Consider the following 24,065-nt stretch of genomic DNA (forward strand, 5'->3'; position numbering starts at 1 on the left):
CGTTGCTCCGATCCTACCGCTGGGGGGATGTACTGTAGATGCTGACTTTTATGTGTCGCCTCGGTTTCATGACGGTGACCCTGGCCACTCTGAGCACTGTCACGCTCGCCGCCAATGGCCACCCTCCGACGTTGTATAGCAGCCTGGCGCGCTCGGCTCCAGAACTCAATCCCACGGTACTGAAAAGCGCCCTGAGCGCAGTGCAATGCGCGGTCAACAATGGCGAGGAACGCTCCGAACGCCTGGCCGTGATTGACTACTCACAGCCCTCGACCGCCCGTCGGCTGTGGATCTTCGACCTGCGCAAACAAACCCTGGTGCTGCGCGACCTGGTGGCCCACGGCGCCAACTCCGGGGAAAATTTCGCCACCCAGTTTTCCAACCTCGAAGGCAGCCATCAATCCAGCCTGGGCCTGTTCCGCACCCAGGAAAGCTACCTGGGCACCCATGGCTACTCGCTGCGCATGGATGGCCTGGAGCCGGGGTTCAATGACCTGGCCCGCGACCGTGCCCTGGTGATCCACGCCGCCGACTACGTCAGCCCACTGTGGAGCAAGCGCGAAGGCCGTATCGGCCGCAGCCAGGGCTGCCCCGCCGTACGTCCGCAGGTGGCGCGCAAAGTGGTCGACAAACTCAAGGATGGGCAGTTCATGTTCTCCTGGTATCCCGACCAGCGCTGGCTGAAGTCCTCCACGTACCTCAATTGCAAGCCCCAACAGGTGGCAACCAGCCGTACAATCCGTGGCGGTTAGCCTGTCCCCACCGAGATAAGAGAGCGTCCCATGCTTCTACACACGTCCACCTGGATCGAGATTGGCCAGTTTCTGGAACGCAGCCGCACGGTGGTCATCCCCATCGGCTCCAACGAGCAGCACGGCCCCACCGGTCTGCTGGGCACCGACTGGATGTGCCCGGAAATCATCGCCCATGAGGCGCAAAAGCACGCCGATATGCTGATCGGTCCCACGTTCAATATCGGCATGGCCCAGCATCACCTGGGGTTCCCCGGCACCATCTCGCTGCGCCCCTCCACTTTTATTGCCGCCATCGGCGACTGGGTGCGCTCACTGGCCGGGCATGGTTTCGAGAAGATCCTGTTTCTCAACGGCCACGGCGGCAACATCGCGACGATTGAAGCAGCGTTTTCCGAACTGTACGCCGAGGCCAGCTTCGCCCGTCGCCCGGCCGGGTTCGCCCTCAAACTGGTGAACTGGTGGGACCTGGAAGGCGTTACCGACCTGGCGCACCGTCAGTTTCCAGTGGGCCACGGCAGCCATGCGACGCCTTCGGAGATTGCCGTGACGCAATGGGCGTATCCGGAGTCGATCAAGTCAGCCGATTACTCGCCGCAGATCGCCAACACCGGGCCGATCCGCGAAGCACTGGACTTCCGCGCACGCTTCCCCGACGGCCGCATGGGCTCGGACCCGGCCCTGGCGACGGTGGAAAAAGGCGGTGAGCTGGTGGCGTTGGCGGCCCTTGGGCTGGTCAAAGCCGTGGACAGTTTCAGCAACGAAGCACGTATTTAATGCAGCGCAGCACACTGGAGCTTCTGTGAAGAGCGGGCTTACTGTGGCGAGCGGGCTTGCCCTATGCCAGTGAGTTAAACGCAGATCCCTGTGGGAGCGGGCTTGCCCGCGAAGGCGGTGGGTCAGTCAACGTCAATGTTTGCTGGGCCGACGTCTTCGCGGGCAAGCCCGCTCCCACATTTGATCTTCGTTACAGGAAGCGTTCGCCTATGGCAATAGGGGCAAATCAGAACGTTATTGGCACGCCTTCGCCGCCAGCTCGAGCCGTGATGGCTTGATCGCCGAAACCACCGGCTTGCGCTCATACAACGAGACCTTGGTGCCATCCTGGGACTTGTACGCCTCCAGCACATCGTCGGCCGCAATCTTGCTGCTCAACAGCACCGTGGCGTGACGCGAGTTCTGCGTCACGGTGGCAGTGATGCCGTGTTTCTCAAGCTCAGGCAACAAACACTGCACATAGGCTTGTGGGGACTTGGCCGTTTGCAGCGTCAGCGACGGAGCGTTCGGGGCGGTAACACAGCCGCCCAGCGCCAACACCATGACGGGTACGAAAAAAGAGCGCATACACCTTCCTGCATCAATAAAAGAAAAATCCGCTTCAGTCCGGCGCGAAGTCTACGCCAGCAACGCGTGCCAGCAAATGGCCCGTACGCTGATCACCGGCAGTTGCCGACGTGGATCACGCGCTGATTTTCCATGTTCCCTGCAAAAACAGAACTTGCGATGCATGATGGTGACTATTATCTGAACCGATAGTGCACCGCCTATAACGATAAGGACCCCATCATGAAGCCCCACCAGAAGACCTTCGACCGCATCCGCGAAGCCGTACTGCCGGAGTTTCGCGAGCGGATCGCCGACTACCTGGTCGAGTATGAAACCGTGCTTCAGAATGCCGCCGCCGATGCGCGCCAAGTGCACGCCAGCGCCCAGCAGTTGCGCGGCTACCTGCGCGGCCTCAACACCACGCGGGTGCTGGGCATGGCTGACTGGGAAGACCTCGACCGGCGGGTCGCGCACATCATTGAACGCCCTGCGACCCAGGGCGTTGCAGATTGACCCACGCCTGCACCGAGGGGCGCTGCCACTGATGCTGCGCATACGCCACCAGTTCGCCAGGCACAGGGTCACCATTGAGGATCAGGCGGTTGAGCATCACGGCCAGGTCCACATCGGCAATCGACCACTCACCAAACAGGTGCTCGGGATTCCCCGCCAGTAACGCCTGCGCCGCGCTGATCAGCTTGCGTGCGGCCGCTGCAGCCAACGGCGACAACGGCGGCATGGTGTGCCCGCAAAACACCACCAGCGTCGACCGTTCCTGGCGAATGGGCAGCAAGTCGCTGCGTAACCACGCCTGCACCTGCCGCGCCCTCGCCCGCTGCCGCCGATCGGCCGGGTACACGGCGATTGCAGGATAAGCCTCGTCCAGGTATTCGCAGATCGCCGACGATTCCGACAGTGCAAAGTCGCCCTCAACCAGTGTCGGCACACGCTGAGTCAAGGACAGCCGGGCAAAGTCAGCTGCCTGGTTTTGCGCCGCGTCCAGGTCCAGGGTGACGGTGTCGAAGGCCAGGCCTTTTTCCCGCAGGGTAACGAACACCGACATGGCGTAAGGGCTGGTGAACAGCGAGTCGACATACAGACGCAGCGGGCCTTGGTGCATGGGCGTTCTCCTTGAGATGAGTCGCCACGCTACGAGATGTGCGGCGATAAAGACAATGCAGGGTTTTTATGGGGGCATTCCAGGCGGGAATAGCGCGCCAACGCTCAGCTTAATGTTATAGGATAACGCCCTCTCTCCGCCCCGCCCTGCGATGCCGCCCATGACTGACGCTGTTCCCCTACGCCAACGCCTGCTTTCCATCGACGCCCTGCGCGGCCTGGTGATTCTGTTCATGTTGCTCGACCATGTGCGCGAGACTTTCTTGATGCAACGCCAGGTCGGCGACCCCATGAGCATCGACAGCACCGAGCCTGCGCTGTTTGTGAGCCGTACCCTGGCCCACTTGTGTGCACCTGTATTTGTGCTGCTCACCGGCTTGTCGGCCTGGCTTTACGGCCAGAAATACCAGGGCACTCGCGATGTGTCGGCGTTTCTGTTCAAGCGCGGGCTGTTTCTGGTGGTGCTGGAGTTCACCCTAGTCAGTTTTGCGTGGACCTTCCAGTTGCCACCCAGCGTGATTTACATGCAGGTGATCTGGGCGATCGGCATCAGCATGATCGCCCTCGCCGCGCTGGCGTGGTTGCCGCGACCGCTGCTGATAGCGTTGGCACTGGTGATCATCAGCGGTCACAACCTGCTCGATGACGTGCACTTCGCACAAGGTTCAGCGCTGCAACAGGCCTGGTCCATCCTGCACGAACGCAATTGGATCGAGGTGAGCGACAGCCTGCGCCTGCGCGTGACGTATCCGGTATTGCCGTGGATCGGCGTAATCGCCCTGGGTTACGGACTGGGGCCCTGGTTTGCCACGGGCATGCCGGCGGCGTTGCGTCAGCGCTACCTGCTGCTGGGTGGCGTTGGCGCGTTGGTGGGGTTCGTGCTGCTGCGGTCGCTCAACGGGTATGGCGAGAAGCCGTGGCAAGCCTATGACACTGGCGTGCAGACGTTGATGAGTTTTTTCAACATGACCAAGTACCCGCCTTCGCTGCTGTTTCTGGCCTTGACCCTGGGGATCGGCCTGCTGCTGTTGCTGGCATTCGAACGCGCCGGGCACAAGCGCTGGATCGGTGTGCTGGCGGTGTTCGGTTCGGCGCCGATGTTCTTCTACCTGCTGCACCTTTATGTACTCAAAGTGCTGTATGTCGCCTGCGTCGCCCTGTTCGGCCTCAACCACGGCAACTACTTCGGTTTCGACAGCATCGGCGCAATCTGGCTCGTCGCCCTGCTGCTGCCGTTGGCGCTGTACCTGCCCGTGCGCTGGTTTGCCAATCTCAAGGCACGCCGGCGCGACCTGGGCTGGCTCAAATATTTTTGAGCCGGTATTGGATTACGCCACAGCACGCGTCGCCTGTACGTTTGGCGCGTGGGGTTGGTTGACGGCCTGGGCCAGTGTCGTCACCTGCGAACAGGTCTGCGCAGCCAACGCCAGTGCGTTTTCCCCCGGGTCGACCCGTTCGTGCAGCAACGGGCAAGACGGCGCCAGCCACAAGCGATCCCCCAGACGCTCATGAGCGTGCTGAACAGTGGCCAGGGCGTTTTCCAGATCGAAGTGCGCAGAATCACGGCCGTTCACCACGCCCAAAGACAGGACTTTATAGCCCGGCACCCGATCGAGGATGGTCGGGAACTGCTGCGGTGCGTGCACTAAATCGAAATGCAGGCCGTCGACCGGCAGGTTCGCCGCCAGGCCGAGGTTTTCTTCCAGGCCACCGAAATAGGTGGCGAGCAGTTTCTTCAGCGGGTCGCGCTGGATCAGGTTATAGGCGCGCTCAAAGGCATTCTTCCACGCTTGCGGCAGGTCGAGCACCAGGATCGGCTCGTCGATCTGCACCCACTCAACGCCCAGGTCCGCCAGGCGCTGGAAAATCTGGCCGTACAACGGCAACAGACGATCCAGCAGGTCGAGCTTGTCAAAATCAGCACCCTGGGTCTTGCCCAGCCACAGGTAGGTCAGCGGGCCGATCACCACCGGTTTGACGCTGTGGCCCAGTTCCTGTGCTTCCTGCACTTCTTCGAACAACTGCTCCCACCCCAGTTGGAACTGCTGGTCGACGCTGAATTCCGGCGCCAGGCAGGGGGTGTCGAACCACTGTCCGCGCTCACTGACGGCGCGGGCCACATCGAACAGCGTCTGCAAGGTCGCCTTGCCGTCCGCCGGGCGCACATGCTCGGGGATCACGCCGAACATCAGCGAGTGGGTCAGCACCTGGTCGTGCCAGGCGAAATCACCGGCCGGCAGCAGTTCGATTCCGGCGCCTTTCTGCAGCGCCCACTGGGCCTTGCGCAGGTCACGGCCAACGGCGCGCAGGCCGGCTTCGTCGAGCTCTCCCAGGCAAAACGCTTCCCGCGCTTTTTTCAGTTCGCGATCACGTCCAATGCGTGAAAACCCGAGGGAATGAGCGACTGCCATGACGTGCAACTCCGATGTCGATAAGGATGGCAACCATTGTCGACAGATTTGAATGATGAGACAAACTCGTTAAATTCCAGATCATCACAAGTTTTACTCATGTTGCGCTCAGGTGCAGATAAAACCCGTGGAACATGAACCCGGCGCAGGCCGCCAGCGCCAGCCCCATGCAGCGATTGAACCAGGTGAACGCCGCCGCGCCGCTGATCCGCCGCCCCAGCAGCGCGCCGAGCAACGCATAGACCCAGGGCGCACCCACCGCGCCCAACGCCAGCAGGGCCGAAACGCCAAAGATGGAGGCGCCGGTGATATGCGCCGCCGGCAACATCACACTGGTGATCGGTAACACCGCCACAATGCCCTTGGGGTTGAGCAACTGGATCACCAGGCCGTTCCAGAAGGTAAGTGCCTTGATCGGCGCGGCCGAGTCCTCTTCAACCACCGTGCGCGCGGTGAACACCTGATACGCGAGGTACAGCGTGTAGGCACCGCCGATCAACGAGATATAGGGCAGCGCCGCCTGCGAAACGATCGCTTCACCGGTGTAGCCAAACAGCACGAACATCAGCAGCATGGCGCAGCCCACACCCAGGTAGAAACCGCTGGAACGACGCAACTTTCCGGTGAGCCCGGCATTCAGGCCCATCAGGTTGACGGGCCCCGGGCTGTACATGACGCTGAAGGCGTAGAGAAAAATGTCCATGGCAGACCTCGTGAGAAGTGATGCGGCGAGTCTATCCAGGCGTGTATCGCTCGATCTTGTACGTTTGTGGTAGGTGATCGGTGATTCATTACGGGTACTATGCTGCCAAACAAATACTCAAATGAGCCGCCATGATCAAAGCCAGCCTGCGTAGTCACCTGACCCTTTGGTTTGCCGGGCTGTCATTGCTCACCTTGTTGAGCGTGGGCTTTTACGTGGGCCATATCGCCACCGAGCAGATGAAGCAGGCCAGCGGCAATGCGCTGCTGAGCACGGCGCGCTCCACGGCGGCGCTGCTGGCCGTGCAGTTGCGCGAACGTCAGCTGGAAGTCTCGCTGCTGAGCCAGGCACCGTTGTTTCGCCGCGGCGATCTGGATCAGCCGGACATCCTTACTCTGATGGAACTGCGCACGCGCTCGCGCGCCGAGTACGCGTGGATGGGCGTGGCCGACGCAGACGGCCGCGTGCACCAGGCGGCGAACGGGCTGCTGGTGGGCCAGTCGGTCGGCCAGCGCCCCTGGTTTCAGGCAGGCATGCGCGGTGAATACACCGGTGATCCCCACGAGGCCGTGCTGCTGGCCAAACTGCTGCCGGGCCCGGACAACGGCGAGCCGCTGCGCTTTATCGATTTTGCCGCACCGCTGCTCAATGCCCAGGGCCAGACCATTGGTGTGCTGGGCGCCCACGCGCACTGGCGCTGGATCACGCAGATCGTCGATTCGGCCGTGATGCAAAAAGATGCGTTTCCCGAGATCGAAGCGCTGATCGTCGACTTCGACGGCAAGGTGCTGTACCCCGAACTGCTTGCTGGTGAACAGATGGCAACGGACAAACTGAACACCGCGTCTGGCTGGTCCACGGGCAAAGGCTATGTCACTGCATCGGTCGCGGTGCCCAGCCCGTCCAACGCCAAAGTGACCTGGTACATCATGCTGCGCCAACCCCTGGACGTCGCGCTGCAACCGGCGCGCACCCTGCTCTACAAATTGCTGCTGCTCGGCGTGCTCGCCGCCCTGGTGTTTGTGCTGGCGGCCTATTACCTGGCCTCCTCCCTCAGCCGCCCCATCGAGCGCCTGGCCAGGTCCGCCAAACGCGTGCAGGACCAGCAGCCCGGCGCCGTATTCCCGCAGGATCACGCGGTACTGGAGATCGCTCAACTGGGCCGCTCACTCACCGGCATGACCCAATCGCTGCTGGCCAAGGAGCGTCAGTTGCAGGATGCCAATGCCTTCCTCGAAGCGACCGTCGCGCAACGCACCGCCGACCTCACCCAAGCCAATGCCGACCTGCTCAACCTGGCCACCCACGATGCGCTGACCGGCGTGTACAACCGTCGCCGCTTCGATGAAAAACTGGCCGAAAGCAGCCTGCTCTTTCAGCGCACCGGGCGCACCTTTGCCCTGCTGCTGATCGATGCCGACCACTTCAAGCAGATCAACGACACTTACGGCCATGCCGTGGGCGATGACGTGCTGCGCCAACTCGCGCAACTGATCAAGAGCACCACCCGCATTACCGACTTTGTTGCCCGTTACGGCGGCGAGGAATTTGCGGTGCTGCTGCCCACCGTAGAAGCCCCGGACAGCCCCGACGTGGTGGCCGAGAATATCCGCGCGGCGATTGCCGAAGCGATGTTCGAGGGGGTTGGGCAGGTGACCGTAAGCATCGGCGTGAGCATCGCCGAACCATCAGACCGCGACACCCGCGCCCTGCTGACCCGCGCCGATCTGCAGCTATATGAAGCAAAGGCGAAAGGCCGCAATCGGGTAGCCCCCGTCAAATAATCTGCCCCGCAAGCCATTTCAGACAATCCCCCGTGGCGAGCGGGCTTGCCCCGCGTTGGGCTGCGCAGCAGCCCCAAGACCATGCTCTGAGCACTGTCAGGTCGAACGCGTGCGCCTTGATGGGGGCGCTTCGCACGCCAACGCAGGACAAGCCTGCTCGCCACAGTTAAGCGTAAATCCCCTGTGGGAGCGGCGGTGCGACTTGCCCGCGGAAGCGGTGGGTCAGTCGACTCAATGTTTGCTGGGCCGACGCCTTCGCGGGCAAGCCCGCTCCCACATTTGATCGCGTTCACACTCACCCATACCGGTCAGCTCTATGGCCGCCACGCTTTTGCTTTTGATCTTAGGCGCCCCGTCAAACACGCTGGCCGAGCCTGAGCAAGGTGCCGAGAAGTGAGCCGCCGTAAGGGCGGAACCCTAAGTCGCCATCACCGCAGCAACGGATATGTACACCGAAAAGTCGCACCGTTCGTTGCTTTGAGCATCACGCTGGCTTAACTGAACGGCATTGGGGCTTGCCCGCTCACCACAACAGGCTTGCTCGCAAACGGTTTTTAAACCCTCAGTCAATCAATCCCTGGGCGTCATAAAACGGATACGGCCCGGGGTACTCCCCGAACACACCGTTATGGCTGACCAACCCCTGCTGCGCCTCCCAGCGATGCAACAGATACCCGGCCGGCTCCAGGTTGAAATGCGCCGGGGCCGCGTCCTGCAGATCCAGCACGATCTGGTGGGAGGTGCCGGGGCATACGCAGCTGAGGCTGCCACCGAAACGCCGCTGCATCGGCCGGTGCAGGTGCCCGCACAACAAGCGCTCCACCTGTGGATGACGGGCGATCAGTTGCTCCAGGGCCGTCGCATTGATAAACGGCTCACGGTCCATATGGCCAATGCCGCTGATGAACGGCGGATGGTGCAGGATCAGCAGCGTCGGCGCGTGCGGGCGCAGCGCCAGTTGTGCGTCGAGCCACTGCAACTGGCTGTCGAGCAACTGCCCGCCATGGCTGCCCGGGATCGTCGAATCCAGGCCGATCAAGCGCAGCGGATGGTCATCCACCACCCAGTCCAGGGGCGCCTGCGCCGAACGCGGCAAGTAGGCGTGATCGGCAAACGCGTCCAGCAACGGCCCGCGCGCGTCGTGGTTGCCGGGCACCAGGTAGCAAGGCATGTGCAGGCGTGCGAGTTCAGGGTGCAGCACCGCGTATTCATCGGCGCGGCCGAAGTCCACCAGGTCGCCGCTGATCACCACGATATCGGGGCGCGGGTGGCTGGCGTTCAGATGGTCGACGGCACGGCGCAGCGCGCCCAGGGTATCGACGACCCCATAGGTCAGGCGCTGGCCGGCTTTGAGGTGCAGGTCGCTGATTTGCGCAACCAGAAACGGACTGTTCACAGGCAAACTCTCATGCATTGAGGGTAAACAACATGTGCGGCGTGATCGCCAGGGCAATCGGTGCGCCGACGGCATGCAGTTGGTTGTCGCTGCTGTCCACCAGCAATGGTTGCGGGCCGCCCACATCCACCAGCAGACGGCTTTGCGCGCCCTGGAAAAACTGCGCCAGCAGACGCCCGTGCAGGTGCCCCTCGCCGTCCATCACCCGCAGGTGCTCGGGGCGGCAATACACGGTGGCGGGCACTTCGCCCGCCTGCCACGGCAACTCGCCCCCGCACACCGTCAGGCCCCTGGGCGATTGCGCGATCACCTGAAATGCATTCAGGTTGCCCACGAAGCCTGCGACAAACGCATTCGCCGGCTGTTGATAGATTTCCCGGGGGCTCGCCAACTGGGCCACGCGGCCCTGCTCCATCACCAGAATACGATCGCCCAGGGCCATGGCTTCGCCCTGGTCGTGGGTGACAAACACCGAGGTAATACCGAGACCGCGCAGCAGTTCATTCAGCTCGCTGCGCAGACGCTCACGCAGCTGGGCATCGAGGGCGGCCAGCGGCTCATCGAGCAACAGCACCTTGGGACGCGGCGCCAGGGCGCGAGCGAGGGCAACGCGTTGACGCTGCCCGCCCGACAGTTCGTGAATGCTGCGCCGGCCGTGATTGTGCAACCCCACCAGCTCCAGCAACTCGTCACAGCGCTTGTTGCGCTCCAGCGCCGACAGGCCGCGAATCTTCAGGCCGTAGACGATATTGCCGGCCACATCCAGGTTGGGAAACAGCGCGTAGTTCTGGAACACCATGCCCACGTCGCGGCGCTCGATGGGCAGGCGGGTGACGTCCTGATCGCCGAAAAACACCTGCCCCACATCGGGCCGTTCCAAGCCGGCCATCAAGCGCAAGGTCGTGGTTTTACCGCAGCCGGAGGGGCCGAGAATGGCCAGGGTTTCGCCGCCTTCGACGGTCAGATCAAGGTTGTGCACGGCCACGGTGCCGTCGGCAAACGCCTTGCGACAGCCCTTGAGGCGAATAGTGATAGCGGTCATCGACGCTCTCCACGAGACAAACGGGCGCTGATGGCCTGCAACGCGATCAGCAGCGGCACGATCATCAGCAAAAAGATAAGGGTGTAGGCACTGGCGATTTCCAGGCGCGCCGAGGCGTAGCTGTCGGCCAGGCCCACCGGCAAGGTCTTGGTCATCGGCGTGTGCAGCATCCAGGTCAGGTTGAACTCACCCAGCGAGAGGGTGACCACCATCAGCACACCGGCAAGAATCCCCGCCCGGCAGTTGGGCACCACCACGCTGAAAAAACGCTTGATCGGCCCTGCCCCCAGGCTTGCGGCGGCCTCTTCCAGCACCGGCAGTTGCTGACGCTGCATCACCGCCATCACCGGACGCACCAGAAACGGCAGGGTGAACAGCACATGGCCGACGAGGATGAACAGCCAACTGCTGCGGAACGCGCCGAACTGGCCATAGGTGAGCAACAACGCCAACGCACTGGCCAGGCCCGGCATTGCCACCGGCAGCACCATCAACTCCTCGAAGGCGCGGCTGAAGCGGTTGTTCATGCGTACCAGCGCGTAGGCCGCTGGCACGCCCACCACGCACACGCACACCGCGCAGGCCAGGGCCAGTTGCAGCGACAACCACACCGTGGGCGAATAGGCCTGCCATACCTGGACCAGCCAGTCGAAGGTCAGGCCGCTGGAGAGCCCGACGAAGAAATTGCGCGTCAGCCCCGCCATCAACGACAGCAGCACCGGCACCAGCATGAAGGCGCATACCAGCAGGGTGAACAGCAGTTGCAGCACAAACAACGATGAGCGTTTCACAGAACCGTCCCCGCGTTTTTCACCAGGCGCCGGGTCAGCAGCAACACGGCCCAGGTCACCGCCCCCAGCACCACCGACAAGGCGGCGGCGACGGCAAAGTTGGCGTAATTGGTGAACACGTTGTAGATCGCCACCGGTGTGACGTTCAGGCGCGTGCCCAAGGTAAAGGCGGTGCCGAAGGCGCCCATGGAGGTGGCGAAGCAGATCGCGCCACACGAGGCCAGCGCCGGCGCCAGGCCAGGGATGATCACATCGCATACCACGCGCCAGTGCCCTGCCCCCAGCGAATGCGCGGCCTCTTCCAGGCTGCGGTCGAGGCTTTCGCACGCCGCCATCACGGTGAGAATCACCCGTGGAATCGAGAAGTACAGGTAGCCGACGAACAGCCCCACCAACGAGTAGGCAAAGATCCAGCGCTCACCGGCCAGTTGCAGGCCCAGCGCGGCGAACAGGCCCTGGCGCCCGGCCAGCAGGATCACCAGAAACCCCACCACCACGCCGGGAAATGCCAGTGGAAAGGTGAGCAGCGCGACCAGCGCCGAGCGTCCGGAAAACTGCTGGCGTGCCAGAAATACACCGCTGATGCCGCCGATCACCAACGCCGTCAGCGTCACGACGACGGCCAGCGCACAGGTTTGCACCAGGCTGCCCAGGTATTGCGCACTGCTCAGCACCTGCCAGTAACCGCTGCCTTGACTGTCGCGGCTTTGGCCGCCGAGCAGCATCAGGTGCGCCAGCGGCAATAGCCAGAACGCCAGCAACAGCGCAAAGGCCGGGGCCAGTGCCCAGGCGGCGCGAGGGGTCGAGGCCACTTACTTGACCTCGTTGAGGTAGCGGGCGGCGAAGGCTTCCTGCACGGCGGCCATTTTCTGATAGTCCACCACGCCGGCACGGGCGTAGTCGCTGTCGGGCAGGAACTGCGCGGCCACGTCGGCCGGCATCTGCACCGGGCGCACCGGCCGCAGGTAGGCCTTGGCCCACAACGCCTGGCCTGCATCGGACAATACGAAGTCGAGGACCTTTTCACCGTTGGCGCGGTGCGGCGCATTCGCCACCAGGCTCATCACATAGGGCACGCTGATGCTGCCTTCCTTGGGGATCACGAAGGCGACGTTGGCGTTGTCCTTGTAGCGGGCGCGGTAGGCGTTGAAGTCGTAGTCCACCAGGATCGGCAACTCGCCGGACAACACCCGCGCATAGGCCGTCTGCTTGGGCACGATAGGGGCGTTTTTCGCCAGCTTCTGGAAGTAGTCGATGGCCGGCGCGAAGTTGTCCAGATCGCCCCCCAGCGCGCGGTTGATCGCGACCGCCGAGACGTAACCGACAAACGCGCTGGACGGGTCCAGGTAGCCGACCATGCCTTTGTATTCAGGCTTGAGCAAGTCCGCCCAGCTTTGCGGCACGGGCAGACCGCCGAGGGCATCGACGTTGACCATGATGCCCAGGGTGCCGGAGTGGATCGCGAACCACTGCCCGGACGGGTCTTTGAGACCGGCGGGAACCTGTTCCCAACCCTTGGGTTTGTAGCCCTCGACCACGCCAGCCTTTTGCGCCTGCAGGCCGAAGGTCACGCCGTAATAGACCACGTCGGCGACCGGCGCGGCTTTTTCGGCGACCAACTGCGCCAGGGACTGGCCGGAGTTCTTGTTGTCCAGCGGCACCTGCACGCCGGTCTGCGCGGCGATGGCTTTGAGCTGGGTGCCCCAGTCGGCCCAGTCCGGCGGGCAGTTGTAGCAGATCGCGGTGTCGGCGGCCTGGGCCAGGCTTGCCATGCCACACAGCAGCGCGGCGGCCAGGGTTTTACGGAGTGTGCGCATCAGGGGTGTCCTCATGGGGTTGAGTGCTTTCGCCCGGCCGGATATGGCAAGGCAGACAATGGGAAATCGGCGCGTTGCCGGCGATCTGCGCCAGCAACTGGTCAATCACGGTGCCGGCGAGCAGCGCGATGGGCTGCACCACGCTGCATAACGTGGGGTGCAGCTGCGTGCCGAGGGTGATGCCGTCAAAGCCCATCACCGAGAGTTGCCCGGGCACGTTCCAGCCATTGCGGCGCAGCTCGGCAATCAGGCTGATGGCGAGGAAATCGTTGGAACACAGCAGTGCTGTCGGCGCGTCGGGGCCGGTCAGAAACGGTTCGATAGCGGCGAATTCGGCCTGGGTGTGCGCAGGCATTTCGATCACCGGGCGGCTGTTGAGGCCCGCGGTTTTCATCGCATCGCAGTAGCCGGCATGGCGCAGGCGCGCACGGTCGGACTGCAACGCGGGGCCGGCGACCATGCTGATGCGCCGGTGTCCCGCATCCAGCAGGTAACGGGTGGCCAGGGCCATGCCGGCGCGGTTGTCCACTGACACAGCGCTGTAATCGGGGTTGCTGGGTTGGTGGTACGCCAGCACGAACGGCGTCTGCTCGCTGGCCAGGCTGTTGAGCACATTGTTGCTCTCGGCGTCGGTGACGGTCAGTACCAGCCCGTCCACGCGCTGGCGCAGCAACTCTTCCACCACAATGCTCTCGCGCTCGCTGCTGTAGTCGGTGGTCGCCAGCAACAGACTGTAGCCGCGCAACCGCGCGGCGCGCTCCATGGCCTGGAACTGTTCGGCGAACACCGGGTTGAGCAGGTTGGGCACCACCACGCCGATCAGTTGCGTGGTTTGCAGGCGCAGCTGACGGCCCAGCAGGTTGGGCCGAAACCCCAACTCACGGGCGGCGGCGAACACCTGTTCACGGGTAGTCGGACGCACCTGGTCGGGAGAGGCAAAGGTGCGCGCGGCGGTGGCACGGGACACGCCGGCCAGGCGCGCAACGTCTTTCAGATCAGGCATGGTCACTCGCTTGAGATCGATCTCATTGGCGAGGACAGTAACGGGGGAATATGGCAGGACGGTGGTGAAGAGATGACGGTTTGATGTCAGTGAATTCATGTGCAAAAAATGCATATGTGGGAGCAGGCTTGCTCGCGAAAGGGCCGCATCAGTCAATGTTGCTGTGACTGACCCAGCGCCTTCGCGAGCGAGCCCGCTCCCACACAGGCTCGATGTATGCCCATGGATGGTCATAATCGCCGGGTATCGTCAAAAACCGGCGCGGCAAAATCCGCTCGCTAACCTTTCGATCCTGTCCAAGTGCGGGCACAATGCGTGTCCTTTTTTGGCAGGCACCGCCGCAGGCTCTCAAAAATGATCAAAACGCCGTATTACCTCATCGACAAACAGAAGCTTCTGGTCAACATGCAGAAGATTGCCTACGTGCGCGAGCAGTCCGGCGCCAAGGCTCTGCTGGCACTGAAGTGCTTTGCCACCTGGTCGGTGTTCGACCTGATGCAGCAATACATGGACGGCACCACGTCGTCGTCGCTGTATGAGCTCAAGCTCGGCCGCCAGAAGTTCGAGGGCGAAGCGCACGCCTACAGCGTGGCCTGGGCCGACGATGAAATCGAAGAGATGCTGGAAAACTGCGACAAGATCATCTTCAACTCCATCAGCCAGTTGCAGCGCTTCGCCGAACGCAGCGAAGGCAAGACCCGTGGCCTGCGCGTGAACCCGCAGGTGAGCAGCTCCGACTACCTGCTGGCCGACCCGGCGCGCCCGTTCAGCCGCCTGGGCGAGTGGGACCCGGTGAAGATCGACGGCGTGATCGAGCAGATCTCCGGTTTCATGTTTCACAACAACTGCGAGAACGGCGACTTCAGCCTGTTCGACAAAATGCTCGGCACCATCGAAGAACGCTTTGGCGCGCTGCTGCACAAGGTCAAGTGGGTCAGCCTCGGCGGCGGCATCCACTTCACCGGTGAAGGCTATGCGCTGGATGCGTTCTGCGCGCGGCTCAAGGCGTTCTCCGAGAAGTACGGCGTGCAGGTCTACCTGGAACCGGGCGAAGCGGCGATCACCAACAGTGCGTCCCTGGAAGTGACGGTGCTCGACACCCTCTACAACGGCAAGCACCTGGCCGTGGTCGACAGCTCCATCGAAGCCCACCTGCTGGACCTGCTGATCTACCGTCTCAACGCCAAGCTGGCGCCGAGCGAGGGTGAGCACACCTATATGGTGTGCGGCAAATCCTGCCTGGCCGGGGACATCTTCGGCGAGTATCAATTTGATCGTCCGTTGGCCATCGGCGATCGGCTGTCGTTCATCGACACCGCAGGCTACACCATGGTCAAGAAAAACTGGTTCAACGGCCTGAAAATGCCGTCCATCGTAGTGAAACAACTCGACGGTACAGTCGAAGTGGTTCGTGAATTTGGTTACGACGACTACCTGTCCAGCCTTTCGTAAGCTGGCGGATATAGGAGAAATAAAGCAATTGAAAAAGAACGTTCTTATCATTGGTGCAGGAGGTGTCGCCAAGGTGGTGGCCCACAAGTGCGCGCAGCACAACGACGAACTCGGTCGTATTGCTATCGCGTCGCGCAACATCTCCAAATGCCAGGCCATCATCGACAGCGTCAAGGCCAAGGGTAGCCTCAAGGTACCCGCCGACATCCAGGCCTTCGCGCTGAACGCTCTGGACGTGGAAGCGACCAAGGCCCTGATCCGCGAGACCGAATCGCAGATCGTCATCAACGTGGGTTCCGCGTTCCTCAACATGTCGGTACTGCGTGCCTGCATCGACACGGGCGTTGCCTACCTTGACACCGCCATTCACGAAGAGCCGGGCAAGGTCTGCGAGACCCCGCCGTGGTACGGCAACTACGAATGGAACCACCTGGAAGAGTGCAAACAGAAGAACATCACCGCCATCCTTGGCGTGGGCTTCGACCCGGGTGTCGTCAACGCGTATGCCGCGCTGGCGCAGCAACAGCATTTCGACCGCATTGATTCGATCGACATTCTCGACGTCAATGCTGGCAGCCATGGCAAATACTTTGCCACCAACTTCGACCCGGAAATCAACTTCCGCGAGTTCACCGGGCAGGTGTGGAGCTGGCAGAACAGCCAGTGGACCAGCAACACCATGTTCGAAGTCAAACGAACCGACGACCTGCCGGTAGTCGGTTCGCAGAACCTCTACCTCACCGGCCACGATGAAGTGCACTCGCTGTCGAAAAACCTCGACGTGCCCAACGTGCGGTTCTGGATGAGCTTCGGCGAACACTACATCAACGTGTTCAATGTGCTGAAAAACCTCGGCTTGCTGTCCGAAAAGCCGGTCAAGACCGCCGAAGGCCTGGAAGTGGTGCCGTTGAAAGTGGTCAAGGCCGTGCTGCCCGACCCGTCTTCGCTCGCACCTGGCTACACCGGCAAGACCTGCATCGGTGACCTGGTCAAAGGCACCAAGGGCGGCCAACCACGTGAGATGTTCATCTACAACGTGGCCTGCCATGAAGAAGCCTTCGCCGAGACCGACAGCCAGGGCATCTCCTACACCGCAGGCGTGCCACCGGTTGCAGCAGCGCTGCTGGTTGCCCGTGGCGAGTGGGACGTGAAACACATGGCCAACGTCGAGGAACTGCCGGCTGAGCCGTTCCTGAAAGCGCTGGACGTGATGGGCTTGCCGACCCGGATCAAGGATGAGAAAGGTGATCGGGCCTGGGATGCGATTGCCTGATAGGCGATAGCTGACCGAACAAAAAAATGCGCCCTCAGGGGCGCATTTTTTGTTGGGGGTGAGTAACGATTCCCAAAACACCGGAGATCCAAATGTGGGAGGGGCTGGCCCCCGATGGCAATGTGTCAGTTAACACATTTCCATCTGACCCACCGCTATCGGGGGCAAGTCCCCCTCCCACACTTGAATCTGCAGTGGCTGTTATTCCAGATGCCTGGCCGAATTACTCAATGCCCTTGAACACTGCAACAACACCGACGCCAGCTGCTTCTCCGCATCCGCCCTGCTCCACCGGCTGGTCGGCGCCACCACATGCACCGCCGCCACCGGGCGGCCATTCGCCCCCAGTACCGGCGCGCCAATGGTCATGTCAACAGCTCCTGGCCATTCCTGTGGCGAGCAGGCTTGTCCTGCGCTGGGCTGCGCAGCAGCCCCAAAACCAGGCGCTGAGCCGTATCAGGTACACCGCGTTTTACTGGATTGGGGGCGCTTCGCACCCCAACGCGGGGCAAGCCCGCTCGCCACAGAGACTCCGGTTTGCTGCGCGACAGTGCCAAGTCGAAGTAATCAAAACACCGACCACCCAATCCGCTCACTCAACAACTCCAGCGCCTTCATCCCCGCCAGCGAGTTCCCCGCCGCGTTCAACTCTGGTGACCACACGCACACCGTGAACTGCCCCGGCACTACCGCGACAATACCACCCCCTACCCCGCTCTTGCCCGGCAACCCCACGCGATAGGCAAAATTGCCCGCTTCGTCATACAGCCCGCTGGTGGCCATGATGGAGTTGACTTGTTTGGTCTGGCGCGCGGTAAGGATCTGTTCGCCGCTGTGGGCGCTTACGCCTTCGTTGGCCAGAAAGCTGAAAGCCTTGGCCAGGTCCAGGCAGCTCATCTGCAAGGCGCAGTAGTTGAAGTAGCTGTGCAACACTGCGTCGACGTCGTTGTGGAAGTTGCCGAAGGCTTTCATCAGGTAAGCCATGGCCGCGTTGCGCGCGCCGTGCTGGGCTTCGGAGTCGGCGACGATGCTGTTGACCAGGATCTGCGGGTTGCCTGACAGGCGCCGGACGAAGTCGCGCATCGACAGGATCGGCACGGCGAAGCGCGACTGGTTGATGTCGCAGATCACCAGGGCGCCGGCGTTGATAAACGGGTTGCGCGGGCGGCCACGCTCGAACTCCAGCTGCACCATGGAGTTGAACGGTTGCCCGGAAGGCTCATGGCCCAGGCGCTCCCAAATGGTTTCGCCGCCGTGGTCGATGGCCTGTACCAGGCTAAAGACCTTGGAGATGCTCTGCACCGAGAACAGCGTATCGGCATCCCCCGCGCAGTAGGCCGCGCCGTCGTTGCCATACACGGCGATACCAAGCTGATTGGCGGGCACATCGGCCAGCGCGGGGATGTAGTCGGCGACTTTGCCCTGGCCGATCAGTGGACGAACTTCGTCGAGAATCGCGTCCAGCAGTGCCTGCATGTCTTGTCCTGTCATCGTGCCTTGCATCATGGATAAGCGGGGCGCGGAGGATACCGCAAAGGGGCGGATCAGGCAGGTGTCGCGCTCACATTAACGCTGCACCGGAATGCGGATATCGCCGCCCCGGCACTGCGTCTTCACACTTCTGGGGCAACCGGCAAAGCGCAGTTCCTTGCTCAGGCATACGCGCACTTCGGACAATACCTTGCCCTTGCAGATGACCGCCACGCTGTGGTTGCCCATGGCAGGGTTGCTTTGGCGAAAAAGCGCTTCGATTTCAGCGGCCTCCAGATAATTGGGCACGTTGAACGGTTGCAGCTGTTGCGGAATCTGCACGGAGGCCAGTGCGGCGTCCGTCGCGTCGAGGTAGCGCGTGGCGTCCAGGCCGCTGCATGTACCGTGCTTGCTCCACTCGTGCTTGAGCAGCGCCCGCGTGGGGAAGATCAACGCGCCCTTGGCCAGCTCGGCGTCCGACAGCCGTGACCGTGAATCACACGCCAACGGCCAGCCACCCTTCGCATACTGCGGCCAAAGCCCGTGCAGCACAAAACCATAGCCCTTGCCCGAACACTGCTCGTTGTGCGGATGGGTGAGGCAGAACGTCGGTGACCACGACAACGACAACACATAAAAATCAAAATCCCCGGCCGGCCGCTGCTCCCGGGGCGCTGCGGTCACGGTTGCGGCCAGGACCAGCCACACGGCCATCCAGTATTTCATGGGTCAATTCCTTGAAAAGACTGATCCTGGCACGCTTAGCCGGGATGGTTGGGGTTACGTTGTAGCACCTTGTCGAGGATACGATCAGTCTTCAGCGCTTCGATGGCCTGGGATGGATGCTCGGCCTCACCACGGATGTGCGCGTTCATTGCCAGCACGTGATGCCATTGGATATGTGCGTGGCATGGCACTTCCAGCACCTGGTGGGTCTGTCCTTCAAGGCGCAGGGGCTGGTCTTCGAACACGGAGAAGGTAATGCGACCCAGGCTGCCGATCAGCTCGACCTTGTCTTCACGGCGATCCGCGACGAAATTCCAGCAGCCCATGCCCAGAGCGCCGTTGGCGAAGGTCCAGCACGCCGTCACCGCGTCTTCAGCCGCATAGTGTCCGGCCTGCCGTGCGGTAAAGCCCGACACCTCGACAATATCCCCGGCCAGGTACTGGAACAGGTCGAAGCCATGACTGGCCAGGTCGGCAAAATAGCCGCCGCCAGCGATGGCGGGGTCGGTGCGCCAGTTGGTGGCGCTGGCGTCATTGGCGGCCGGCGGCTTGCACAGGGTCCAGGTCAGGTGGCGCAGTTCGCCAATGCGGCCCTGCTGCAACCAGTCGCGTACCTGCTGAAAGCGCGGCAGCGAGCGCCGGTAATAGGATACGAACAAGTGCAGCCCGGCGCGCTCGAAGGTGCGCTGCATCAGGGCACTTTGCTCGGCATTCAGCGACATGGGTTTCTCGACGCAGCAGTGCTTGCCGGCTGCGGCCACCATCAGGCTGTAGTCGAGGTGGCTGTCGGGGGGCGTGGCGATGTAGACCGCGTCCACTTCGGGGTCGTCGATCAGCGCCTGGGCGTCAGTGTAATAACGTGCAATGCCATGGCGCGTCGCATAATCGCGCACGGCCTCCTCGCGACGCCCCATCACGGCCACCAGGGCAGAACCTGGCGCTTTATAGAAAGCGGGTCCACTCTTTAACTCAGTGACACTGCCACAGCCGATCATGCCCCAACGTACGGTGTTCATCGGTTTTCCTCGTCCGTTTCTTTCAATCGGGCAGTATCCACATACATACCCCGGCACGCCATAACCACTTAGCATGACAATTGCATTACACTTTTGTGACACTCATTTGCTGCGGGGGCACAGACAATGAAAATCAGGGCCACGGTCATTTGCGAACACGAAGGACATATCCTTTTCGTGCGCAAGGCCAGATCGAAATGGGCCTTGCCGGGTGGCAAGGTCGAGCGCGACGAGCGTCCGGTGGGCGCGGCAGAACGCGAGCTGGAAGAAGAAACCGGGTTGAACGTGGATGGCCTGCTGTACCTGCAGGAACTCAAGGCACGCGACACGCTGCACCATGTGTTCGAGGCCTCGGTGGTCAATATCGACGAGGCGCGACCGCGTAACGAGATTGTCGACTGTTGCTGGCATGCCTATGAGAACGTCGATCAACTCGATACCACCGACGTCACTCGGCATATCGTCAAATCGTTTGTACGACGCCTGTAACGTGCAGGGTACGTTGGCTTGCCCCTTACTTGTGATCCTGCTCACTCAGTGTGCGGCAGTTTGCACTCAGTCTCACGCCCCGGACAGAGGCCACACTGGCGACCCTTTCCATCTGTGAGCACAGCAACCAACGCTCGACGGCCGCTTGCCGCTGCTGATCCACCTTGGCGTTGTACTCCACGAAGCAAATGCCCAGCAGCACCGCCACGCCCAGCACGGCGGCAACGAAGTAACCGAAACTATCGGACGATGAAGGTTCTGGCGCATTCATGAGTGACGGGCGCCCTGCTCTTTCCGGGGTGTGCATACAGGCCTCCAGGGTGAAGTGCGCGATTGTATGCAAATAGAGACACAGCATCTGTCGTGGATTTGTAAGCGCTCCGGCGGATAAACCGGCTTGCCTCAGCCCCTCACTTGCGCGCGACCCGGTAGCGCAGGCATTCCTGATAGAAGCTTTGGCGAATCGCCTCGGGTTTGAGCCGTGAGCGACTGTCGTAGGTTTGTTCGGTGATGCCCATGGCCATCATGTGCATCCACGGTTTGTTGAACTTGATAGTCTGGATCTTCTGTCGAGCGGCGTATAACGACACGCCCGACAGCTTGAGTTCCTGGGCTCTGGCCGCCGTACCGGCGCCCCAACTGCACATGTACTTGTCACCTTCGCGCAGCTCCCGTGCCTGCACGGTAGCCGCGCCGCAGGCCAGGGAGCAGGCGAACAGCATGATTCCAACAGTGCGCATTTGCTTCCTCACCTAACCACCTGAAAATAAAAGCGATTCTGGCGAGGATTTTGTTACATGGGGGCCATCAGATTGCCTTATTTACCACTGATAAGTGGCGCTCGCCTGCACGGTGCGCTGTGAGCCATACCAGCACCACGAATACGACAGGCACGACGCCACGTACTCTTTGTTCGCAAGGTTGGAGGCGTTCACGGCCAGGCGCAGGTTGTCTTTGGGGTTGGCAATGTTCGGGATGTCGTAGTGCACCGCCGCATCGAACAAGGTGTAACCCTGCACCTTCAGGGTGTTGGCGGTATCGCCCCATGAAGAGCCGACATAGCGCGCACCGGCCCCCACACCAAAGCCTTTCAACTGGCCGTCGTGAAAGGTGTAGTCCGCCCACGCCGATGCCGTGTGACGCGGCAGACCGTAAGTCGTGGTGCCTTTGACCGGAACAGCCGGGCCGATGCCGACATCGCTGATCGGCGCATACTGCGCGGTGCTGTTGGACTGGCTGGCGCGGTTATCCAGGTAGGCATAGGCAGCGGTTAGATCCAGGTTGTCGTTGAGGCTGGCCTTGCCTTCCAGTTCAAAGCCGCGGGATTGCTGCTCGCCGTCCTGGATCGAACAGCGACCGTTGCCGCACATATGGGACGGGTCCGGATCAAGGGTCGGAACGTTACGCTGGCGCAGGTCGAAAATGGCGGCGGTGATAAAGCTGTTGCTGCCCGGCGGCTGGTACTTGATGCCGATTTCATACTGCTTGCCTTCGGTCGGCTTGAACACCGAACCGCCGTAGCCGGTGCCCGACTGCGGGTTGAATGACTCCGCATAACTGGCATACGGCGCCAGGCCGTTATCGAACAGATACACCAGGCCAACGCGGCCGGTAAATGCATGGCTGTCCAGGGAGGACTTGCTCTTGGCGCCGTTGCTCAGCGACTTGGTGGTGCTGTCGGTGCTGGCCCAGTCATAGCGACCGCCAAGCAGCAGCACCCATTTGTCCCACTTCATTTGCTCTTGCAGGTACACCCCGGTCTGTTCACTGCGCGACGTGGCGTCGGTGCCAAAGGCCGGTGTGGACACCGGTGCGCCGTAGACCGGGTCGAAGATATCCAGGCTTGGTCCCTTGCCGTAGCCCGCCTTGGTGTCGGTGCTGGTGTTCTGGTAATCCAGGCCCGTCAGCAACGTGTGCTGAAGCGGCCCGGTGTCGAATCGGGCCTGCAGCTGGTTATCGAGGGTGTAGGCGTCCATGTCCACATCGGTGGCGATGGTCGAGCGCGTGGCCGTGCGGTAATCGGCCTGCAGGTAGCTGTTGTAGATACTGCGGTAGACACCTTCGGCACGCAGGTAACGGGCGTTCTGGCGCACGGTCCAGACATCGTTGAAGTGATGTTCGAACGCATAGCCGAGGGAGTAGTGCTCGCGGTCACTCTTCTCGAAATTCTTCTCGCCATCGTAGAAGTCCACATCGATTTTGCGCCCGGTCGGGCTGTGCAGCACCGAGCCCCAGGCCGGCACCGAACCGTAGGAAGCGCCCTTCGGGTCCTTCTGAAAATGCCCCAGCAAGGTCAGCGACGTGGCGTCATCCGGGCGCCAGGTGAACGCGCTGGACAGCGATTGGCGGCGGGTTTCGGTGTGTTCCACTTGGCCGTCGGCGTCATCGAAAAGTCCGGCAACGCGGTAGGCATATACCCCCTGATCGTCAATCGGTCCGCTCAGGTCGAAGGTGGTGCGTTTTTTGTTGAACGTGCCGTACTCCACGCCCACCTCATGGAACGGCGTGTCCAGCGGACGCTTGGTGACCATATTGATCACCCCGCTCGGCGTGCCCTGGCCGTACAGCACCGAAGCCGGGCCGCGCAGCACTTCGACGCGCTCCAGATCGAATGCGTCCTTTTGCGGCAAGGCGTCGCGGCTTGACGGCACGCGCAGGCCGTCCAGGTACGTGGCCGGGGCGAAGCCGCGAATGGTCAACTGGTCGAGACGCGAGGCCGTGGCGCCCCGGGTTTCCGGGACCACGGCGGCGCTGTAGCGCAGGATCTGATTGAGGCTTTCGGCATTCTGCGCGCGCATCTGGTCCTTGGTGACCACAGAAATAGACTGCGGGGTTTCGATCAACGCCGTATCGGTTTTGGTGCCCGACAGGCTGCGGCTGGCGACATAACCGACCACCGGCCCGGTGGGACTTTCGGTCTGGTAGGCAGCGCTGATGGTGGTGGCCTGCAACTCCATGGCACCGCCGCTATCCGGGACGGCTTCGAGCCGGTAACGGTCGGCGGCAATCTTCAGCGCCTGCAAGCCACTGCCTGCAAGCAACTGGGCCAGCGCCGTATCCGTCCCGTACTGCCCGTTGAGGCCATTGCTGCGCTTGCCTCGGGTCAGGCTCGCATCAAAGGCAAGTACCAGCCCTGCCTGTTCGGCCAGGCTGTTGAGTGCCTGACTCAGATCACCGGCCGCAACCTCGAAGCGGCGCACGGCGCTGTCGCTGTCTTCGGCAAAAACTGGCTGAGCCGCCAGCAACGGCACGGCGGCAAAGGCGATCGCCACTGACAGGGCCAGTGGATGCAAGGGACGGGCAAGGCGCGACATGGAAAATCCTGCGTAATGAAGGTTCTACTAACCATGACGGCCAGGTCGCGAAATCGGGCAAGGATGAGAGCGATTTTTATTTGGGCGGGTATTTTGCAAGCAGACGGGTTGTGATTTTGTGTGGCTAGTTAGCCTGGTTTTCAGCGGGTTTTCTGCGCGGTGTGTCGGCCTTTTCTGTTTT

The 24,065-nt window shown here is 62.0% G+C and carries 23 protein-coding genes and 2 pseudogenes; 8 read left to right on the top strand and 17 right to left on the bottom strand.

The features are described 5' to 3' along the window. Positions 1–38: 38 nt before the first annotated feature. Together TU75_RS14655 and TU75_RS14660 are read left to right on the top strand one after the other, a co-directional pair. Positions 39–752: a murein L,D-transpeptidase catalytic domain family protein gene (locus TU75_RS14655; RefSeq protein WP_003232343.1), complete on the top strand. Its 714-nt coding sequence runs from the start codon at positions 39–41 to the stop codon at positions 750–752. Positions 753–782: 30 nt separating this feature from the next. Continuing rightward, on the top strand, positions 783–1,529 hold the full coding sequence (locus tag TU75_RS14660; protein WP_003232340.1) for a creatininase family protein: 747 nt from the start codon (positions 783–785) through the stop codon (positions 1,527–1,529). Between the two features lie 234 nt (positions 1,530–1,763). Here TU75_RS14660 and TU75_RS14665 read toward each other — a convergent pair whose 3' ends face one another. Then, positions 1,764–2,096 (bottom strand): hypothetical protein, encoded by a 333-nt coding sequence (locus TU75_RS14665; protein ID WP_003232338.1) that lies wholly within the window; start codon positions 2,094–2,096, stop codon positions 1,764–1,766. A gap of 222 nt (positions 2,097–2,318) precedes the next feature. On the opposite strand from TU75_RS14665, the gene TU75_RS14670 reads away from it, so the two are divergent. Then, positions 2,319–2,591 carry a hypothetical protein gene (locus TU75_RS14670; protein WP_060549323.1) on the top strand — a complete coding sequence of 91 codons (273 nt, stop codon included), beginning with the start codon at positions 2,319–2,321 and terminating at the stop codon, positions 2,589–2,591. On the opposite strand, the gene yfcF is transcribed toward TU75_RS14670, so the two are convergent. Further along, a complete protein-coding gene (yfcF, locus tag TU75_RS14675) occupies positions 2,554–3,198 on the bottom strand; it encodes a glutathione transferase (RefSeq protein ID WP_060549324.1) in 645 nt (214 codons plus the stop codon). The genes TU75_RS14670 and yfcF overlap by 38 nt on opposite strands. Positions 3,199–3,358: 160 nt before the next feature. On the opposite strand from yfcF, the gene TU75_RS14680 reads away from it, so the two are divergent. Beyond that, positions 3,359–4,513 (top strand): acetyltransferase domain-containing protein, encoded by a 1,155-nt coding sequence (locus TU75_RS14680; protein ID WP_060549409.1) that lies wholly within the window; start codon positions 3,359–3,361, stop codon positions 4,511–4,513. Positions 4,514–4,558: 45 nt separating this feature from the next. Here the strand turns inward: TU75_RS14680 and TU75_RS14685 are convergent. Then, positions 4,559–5,608 (bottom strand): annotated as a pseudogene (locus tag TU75_RS14685) (5-methyltetrahydropteroyltriglutamate--homocysteine S-methyltransferase); the annotation flags it as partial. Positions 5,609–5,705: 97 nt separating this feature from the next. After that, positions 5,706–6,311 (bottom strand): LysE family translocator, encoded by a 606-nt coding sequence (locus TU75_RS14690; protein ID WP_060549325.1) that lies wholly within the window; start codon positions 6,309–6,311, stop codon positions 5,706–5,708. A 131-nt stretch (positions 6,312–6,442) separates the two neighbouring features. Here TU75_RS14690 and TU75_RS14695 point away from each other — a divergent pair, with 131 nt between their 5' ends. After that, positions 6,443–8,095: a sensor domain-containing diguanylate cyclase gene (locus TU75_RS14695; RefSeq protein ID WP_003232327.1), complete on the top strand. Its 1,653-nt coding sequence runs from the start codon at positions 6,443–6,445 to the stop codon at positions 8,093–8,095. Between the two features lie 562 nt (positions 8,096–8,657). Here the strand turns inward: TU75_RS14695 and TU75_RS14700 are convergent. The 6 genes from TU75_RS14700 to TU75_RS14725 are packed head-to-tail and all read right to left on the bottom strand — an operon-like array spanning position 8,658 to position 14,144. Next, on the bottom strand, positions 8,658–9,491 hold the full coding sequence (locus TU75_RS14700) for a phosphodiesterase (RefSeq protein ID WP_015372342.1): 834 nt from the start codon (positions 9,489–9,491) through the stop codon (positions 8,658–8,660). A 10-nt stretch (positions 9,492–9,501) separates the two neighbouring features. Next, positions 9,502–10,533, bottom strand: coding sequence for an ABC transporter ATP-binding protein (locus TU75_RS14705; protein ID WP_060549326.1), 1,032 nt, complete (start codon positions 10,531–10,533; stop codon positions 9,502–9,504). After that, positions 10,530–11,324, bottom strand: a complete 795-nt coding sequence (locus tag TU75_RS14710; RefSeq protein WP_060549327.1) for an ABC transporter permease — start codon at positions 11,322–11,324, stop codon at positions 10,530–10,532. The genes TU75_RS14705 and TU75_RS14710 overlap by 4 nt, the downstream gene beginning before the upstream one ends. Next, the gene (locus TU75_RS14715; protein ID WP_060549328.1) at positions 11,321–12,136 is read right to left on the bottom strand and encodes an ABC transporter permease; all 816 of its coding nucleotides are present in this window, start codon (positions 12,134–12,136) and stop codon (positions 11,321–11,323) included. Before TU75_RS14715 ends, TU75_RS14710 begins: the two co-directional genes overlap by 4 nt. Continuing rightward, a complete protein-coding gene (locus TU75_RS14720; protein ID WP_060549329.1) occupies positions 12,137–13,141 on the bottom strand; it encodes an ABC transporter substrate-binding protein in 1,005 nt (334 codons plus the stop codon). After that, positions 13,125–14,144, bottom strand: coding sequence for a LacI family DNA-binding transcriptional regulator (locus TU75_RS14725; RefSeq protein WP_003232316.1), 1,020 nt, complete (start codon positions 14,142–14,144; stop codon positions 13,125–13,127). Before TU75_RS14725 ends, TU75_RS14720 begins: the two co-directional genes overlap by 17 nt. A 354-nt stretch (positions 14,145–14,498) precedes the next feature. Here TU75_RS14725 and TU75_RS14730 point away from each other — a divergent pair, with 354 nt between their 5' ends. Continuing rightward, positions 14,499–15,596, top strand: coding sequence for a carboxynorspermidine decarboxylase (locus TU75_RS14730; RefSeq protein ID WP_003232314.1), 1,098 nt, complete (start codon positions 14,499–14,501; stop codon positions 15,594–15,596). 28 nt (positions 15,597–15,624) lie between these two features. Then, positions 15,625–16,869 (top strand): saccharopine dehydrogenase family protein, encoded by a 1,245-nt coding sequence (locus TU75_RS14735; RefSeq protein ID WP_060549330.1) that lies wholly within the window; start codon positions 15,625–15,627, stop codon positions 16,867–16,869. 201 nt (positions 16,870–17,070) lie between these two features. On the opposite strand, the pseudogene TU75_RS26600 reads toward TU75_RS14735, so the two are convergent. From TU75_RS26600 to TU75_RS14750, 4 genes and pseudogenes are all read right to left on the bottom strand, one after another. Continuing rightward, positions 17,071–17,241, bottom strand: a pseudogene (locus TU75_RS26600) (IclR family transcriptional regulator domain-containing protein); the annotation flags it as partial. 195 nt (positions 17,242–17,436) lie between these two features. Next, complete coding sequence (gene glsB / locus TU75_RS14740) at positions 17,437–18,345, bottom strand: glutaminase B (protein ID WP_003232308.1); 909 nt, start codon at positions 18,343–18,345, stop codon at positions 17,437–17,439. Between the two features lie 90 nt (positions 18,346–18,435). Next, complete coding sequence (locus tag TU75_RS14745; RefSeq protein ID WP_060549331.1) at positions 18,436–19,065, bottom strand: ribonuclease T2 family protein; 630 nt, start codon at positions 19,063–19,065, stop codon at positions 18,436–18,438. A gap of 35 nt (positions 19,066–19,100) precedes the next feature. Next, positions 19,101–20,081, bottom strand: coding sequence for a Gfo/Idh/MocA family protein (locus TU75_RS14750; protein ID WP_060549332.1), 981 nt, complete (start codon positions 20,079–20,081; stop codon positions 19,101–19,103). A gap of 126 nt (positions 20,082–20,207) precedes the next feature. Between TU75_RS14750 and TU75_RS14755 the strand changes: the two genes are divergently transcribed. Next, a complete protein-coding gene (locus tag TU75_RS14755) occupies positions 20,208–20,570 on the top strand; it encodes an NUDIX hydrolase (RefSeq protein ID WP_003232302.1) in 363 nt (120 codons plus the stop codon). A 25-nt stretch (positions 20,571–20,595) separates the two neighbouring features. Here the strand turns inward: TU75_RS14755 and TU75_RS14760 are convergent, their stop codons facing one another. The 3 genes from TU75_RS14760 to TU75_RS14770 form a co-directional block, all read right to left on the bottom strand. Further along, entirely contained in the window at positions 20,596–20,877 is a 282-nt protein-coding gene (locus TU75_RS14760) for a hypothetical protein (RefSeq protein ID WP_169794352.1), read from the bottom strand. A gap of 103 nt (positions 20,878–20,980) precedes the next feature. Further along, on the bottom strand, positions 20,981–21,310 hold the full coding sequence (locus TU75_RS14765; protein WP_060549333.1) for a hypothetical protein: 330 nt from the start codon (positions 21,308–21,310) through the stop codon (positions 20,981–20,983). Positions 21,311–21,391: 81 nt separating this feature from the next. Beyond that, positions 21,392–23,884, bottom strand: a complete 2,493-nt coding sequence (locus TU75_RS14770; RefSeq protein WP_060549334.1) for a TonB-dependent siderophore receptor — start codon at positions 23,882–23,884, stop codon at positions 21,392–21,394. Positions 23,885–24,065 lie beyond the last annotated feature (181 nt).

The organism is Pseudomonas poae (genome assembly GCF_001439785.1).
GTDB lineage: Bacteria > Pseudomonadota > Gammaproteobacteria > Pseudomonadales > Pseudomonadaceae > Aquipseudomonas > Aquipseudomonas poae.

Bases quoted from the DNA above. Each gene is read 5' to 3' on its own strand.
- TU75_RS14670 (WP_060549323.1), top strand. From the start codon at position 2,319: ATGAAGCCCCACCAGAAGACCTTCGACCGCATCCGCGAAGCCGTACTG.
- TU75_RS14695 (WP_003232327.1), top strand. From the start codon at position 6,443: ATGATCAAAGCCAGCCTGCGTAGTCACCTGACCCTTTGGTTTGCCGGG.
- TU75_RS14655 (WP_003232343.1), top strand. From the start codon at position 39: ATGCTGACTTTTATGTGTCGCCTCGGTTTCATGACGGTGACCCTGGCC.
- TU75_RS14705 (WP_060549326.1), bottom strand. From the start codon at position 10,533: ATGACCGCTATCACTATTCGCCTCAAGGGCTGTCGCAAGGCGTTTGCC.
- TU75_RS14680 (WP_060549409.1), top strand. From the start codon at position 3,359: ATGACTGACGCTGTTCCCCTACGCCAACGCCTGCTTTCCATCGACGCC.
- TU75_RS14725 (WP_003232316.1), bottom strand. From the start codon at position 14,144: ATGCCTGATCTGAAAGACGTTGCGCGCCTGGCCGGCGTGTCCCGTGCC.
- TU75_RS14745 (WP_060549331.1), bottom strand. From the start codon at position 19,065: ATGAAATACTGGATGGCCGTGTGGCTGGTCCTGGCCGCAACCGTGACC.
- TU75_RS14755 (WP_003232302.1), top strand. From the start codon at position 20,208: ATGAAAATCAGGGCCACGGTCATTTGCGAACACGAAGGACATATCCTT.
- TU75_RS14720 (WP_060549329.1), bottom strand. From the start codon at position 13,141: ATGCGCACACTCCGTAAAACCCTGGCCGCCGCGCTGCTGTGTGGCATG.
- TU75_RS14690 (WP_060549325.1), bottom strand. From the start codon at position 6,311: ATGGACATTTTTCTCTACGCCTTCAGCGTCATGTACAGCCCGGGGCCC.
- TU75_RS14765 (WP_060549333.1), bottom strand. From the start codon at position 21,310: ATGCGCACTGTTGGAATCATGCTGTTCGCCTGCTCCCTGGCCTGCGGC.
- TU75_RS14760 (WP_169794352.1), bottom strand. From the start codon at position 20,877: ATGCACACCCCGGAAAGAGCAGGGCGCCCGTCACTCATGAATGCGCCA.
- yfcF (WP_060549324.1), bottom strand. From the start codon at position 3,198: ATGCACCAAGGCCCGCTGCGTCTGTATGTCGACTCGCTGTTCACCAGC.
- TU75_RS14660 (WP_003232340.1), top strand. From the start codon at position 783: ATGCTTCTACACACGTCCACCTGGATCGAGATTGGCCAGTTTCTGGAA.
- glsB (WP_003232308.1), bottom strand. From the start codon at position 18,345: ATGCAGGCACTGCTGGACGCGATTCTCGACGAAGTTCGTCCACTGATC.
- TU75_RS14665 (WP_003232338.1), bottom strand. From the start codon at position 2,096: ATGCGCTCTTTTTTCGTACCCGTCATGGTGTTGGCGCTGGGCGGCTGT.
- TU75_RS14730 (WP_003232314.1), top strand. From the start codon at position 14,499: ATGATCAAAACGCCGTATTACCTCATCGACAAACAGAAGCTTCTGGTC.
- TU75_RS14770 (WP_060549334.1), bottom strand. From the start codon at position 23,884: ATGTCGCGCCTTGCCCGTCCCTTGCATCCACTGGCCCTGTCAGTGGCG.
- TU75_RS14750 (WP_060549332.1), bottom strand. From the start codon at position 20,081: ATGAACACCGTACGTTGGGGCATGATCGGCTGTGGCAGTGTCACTGAG.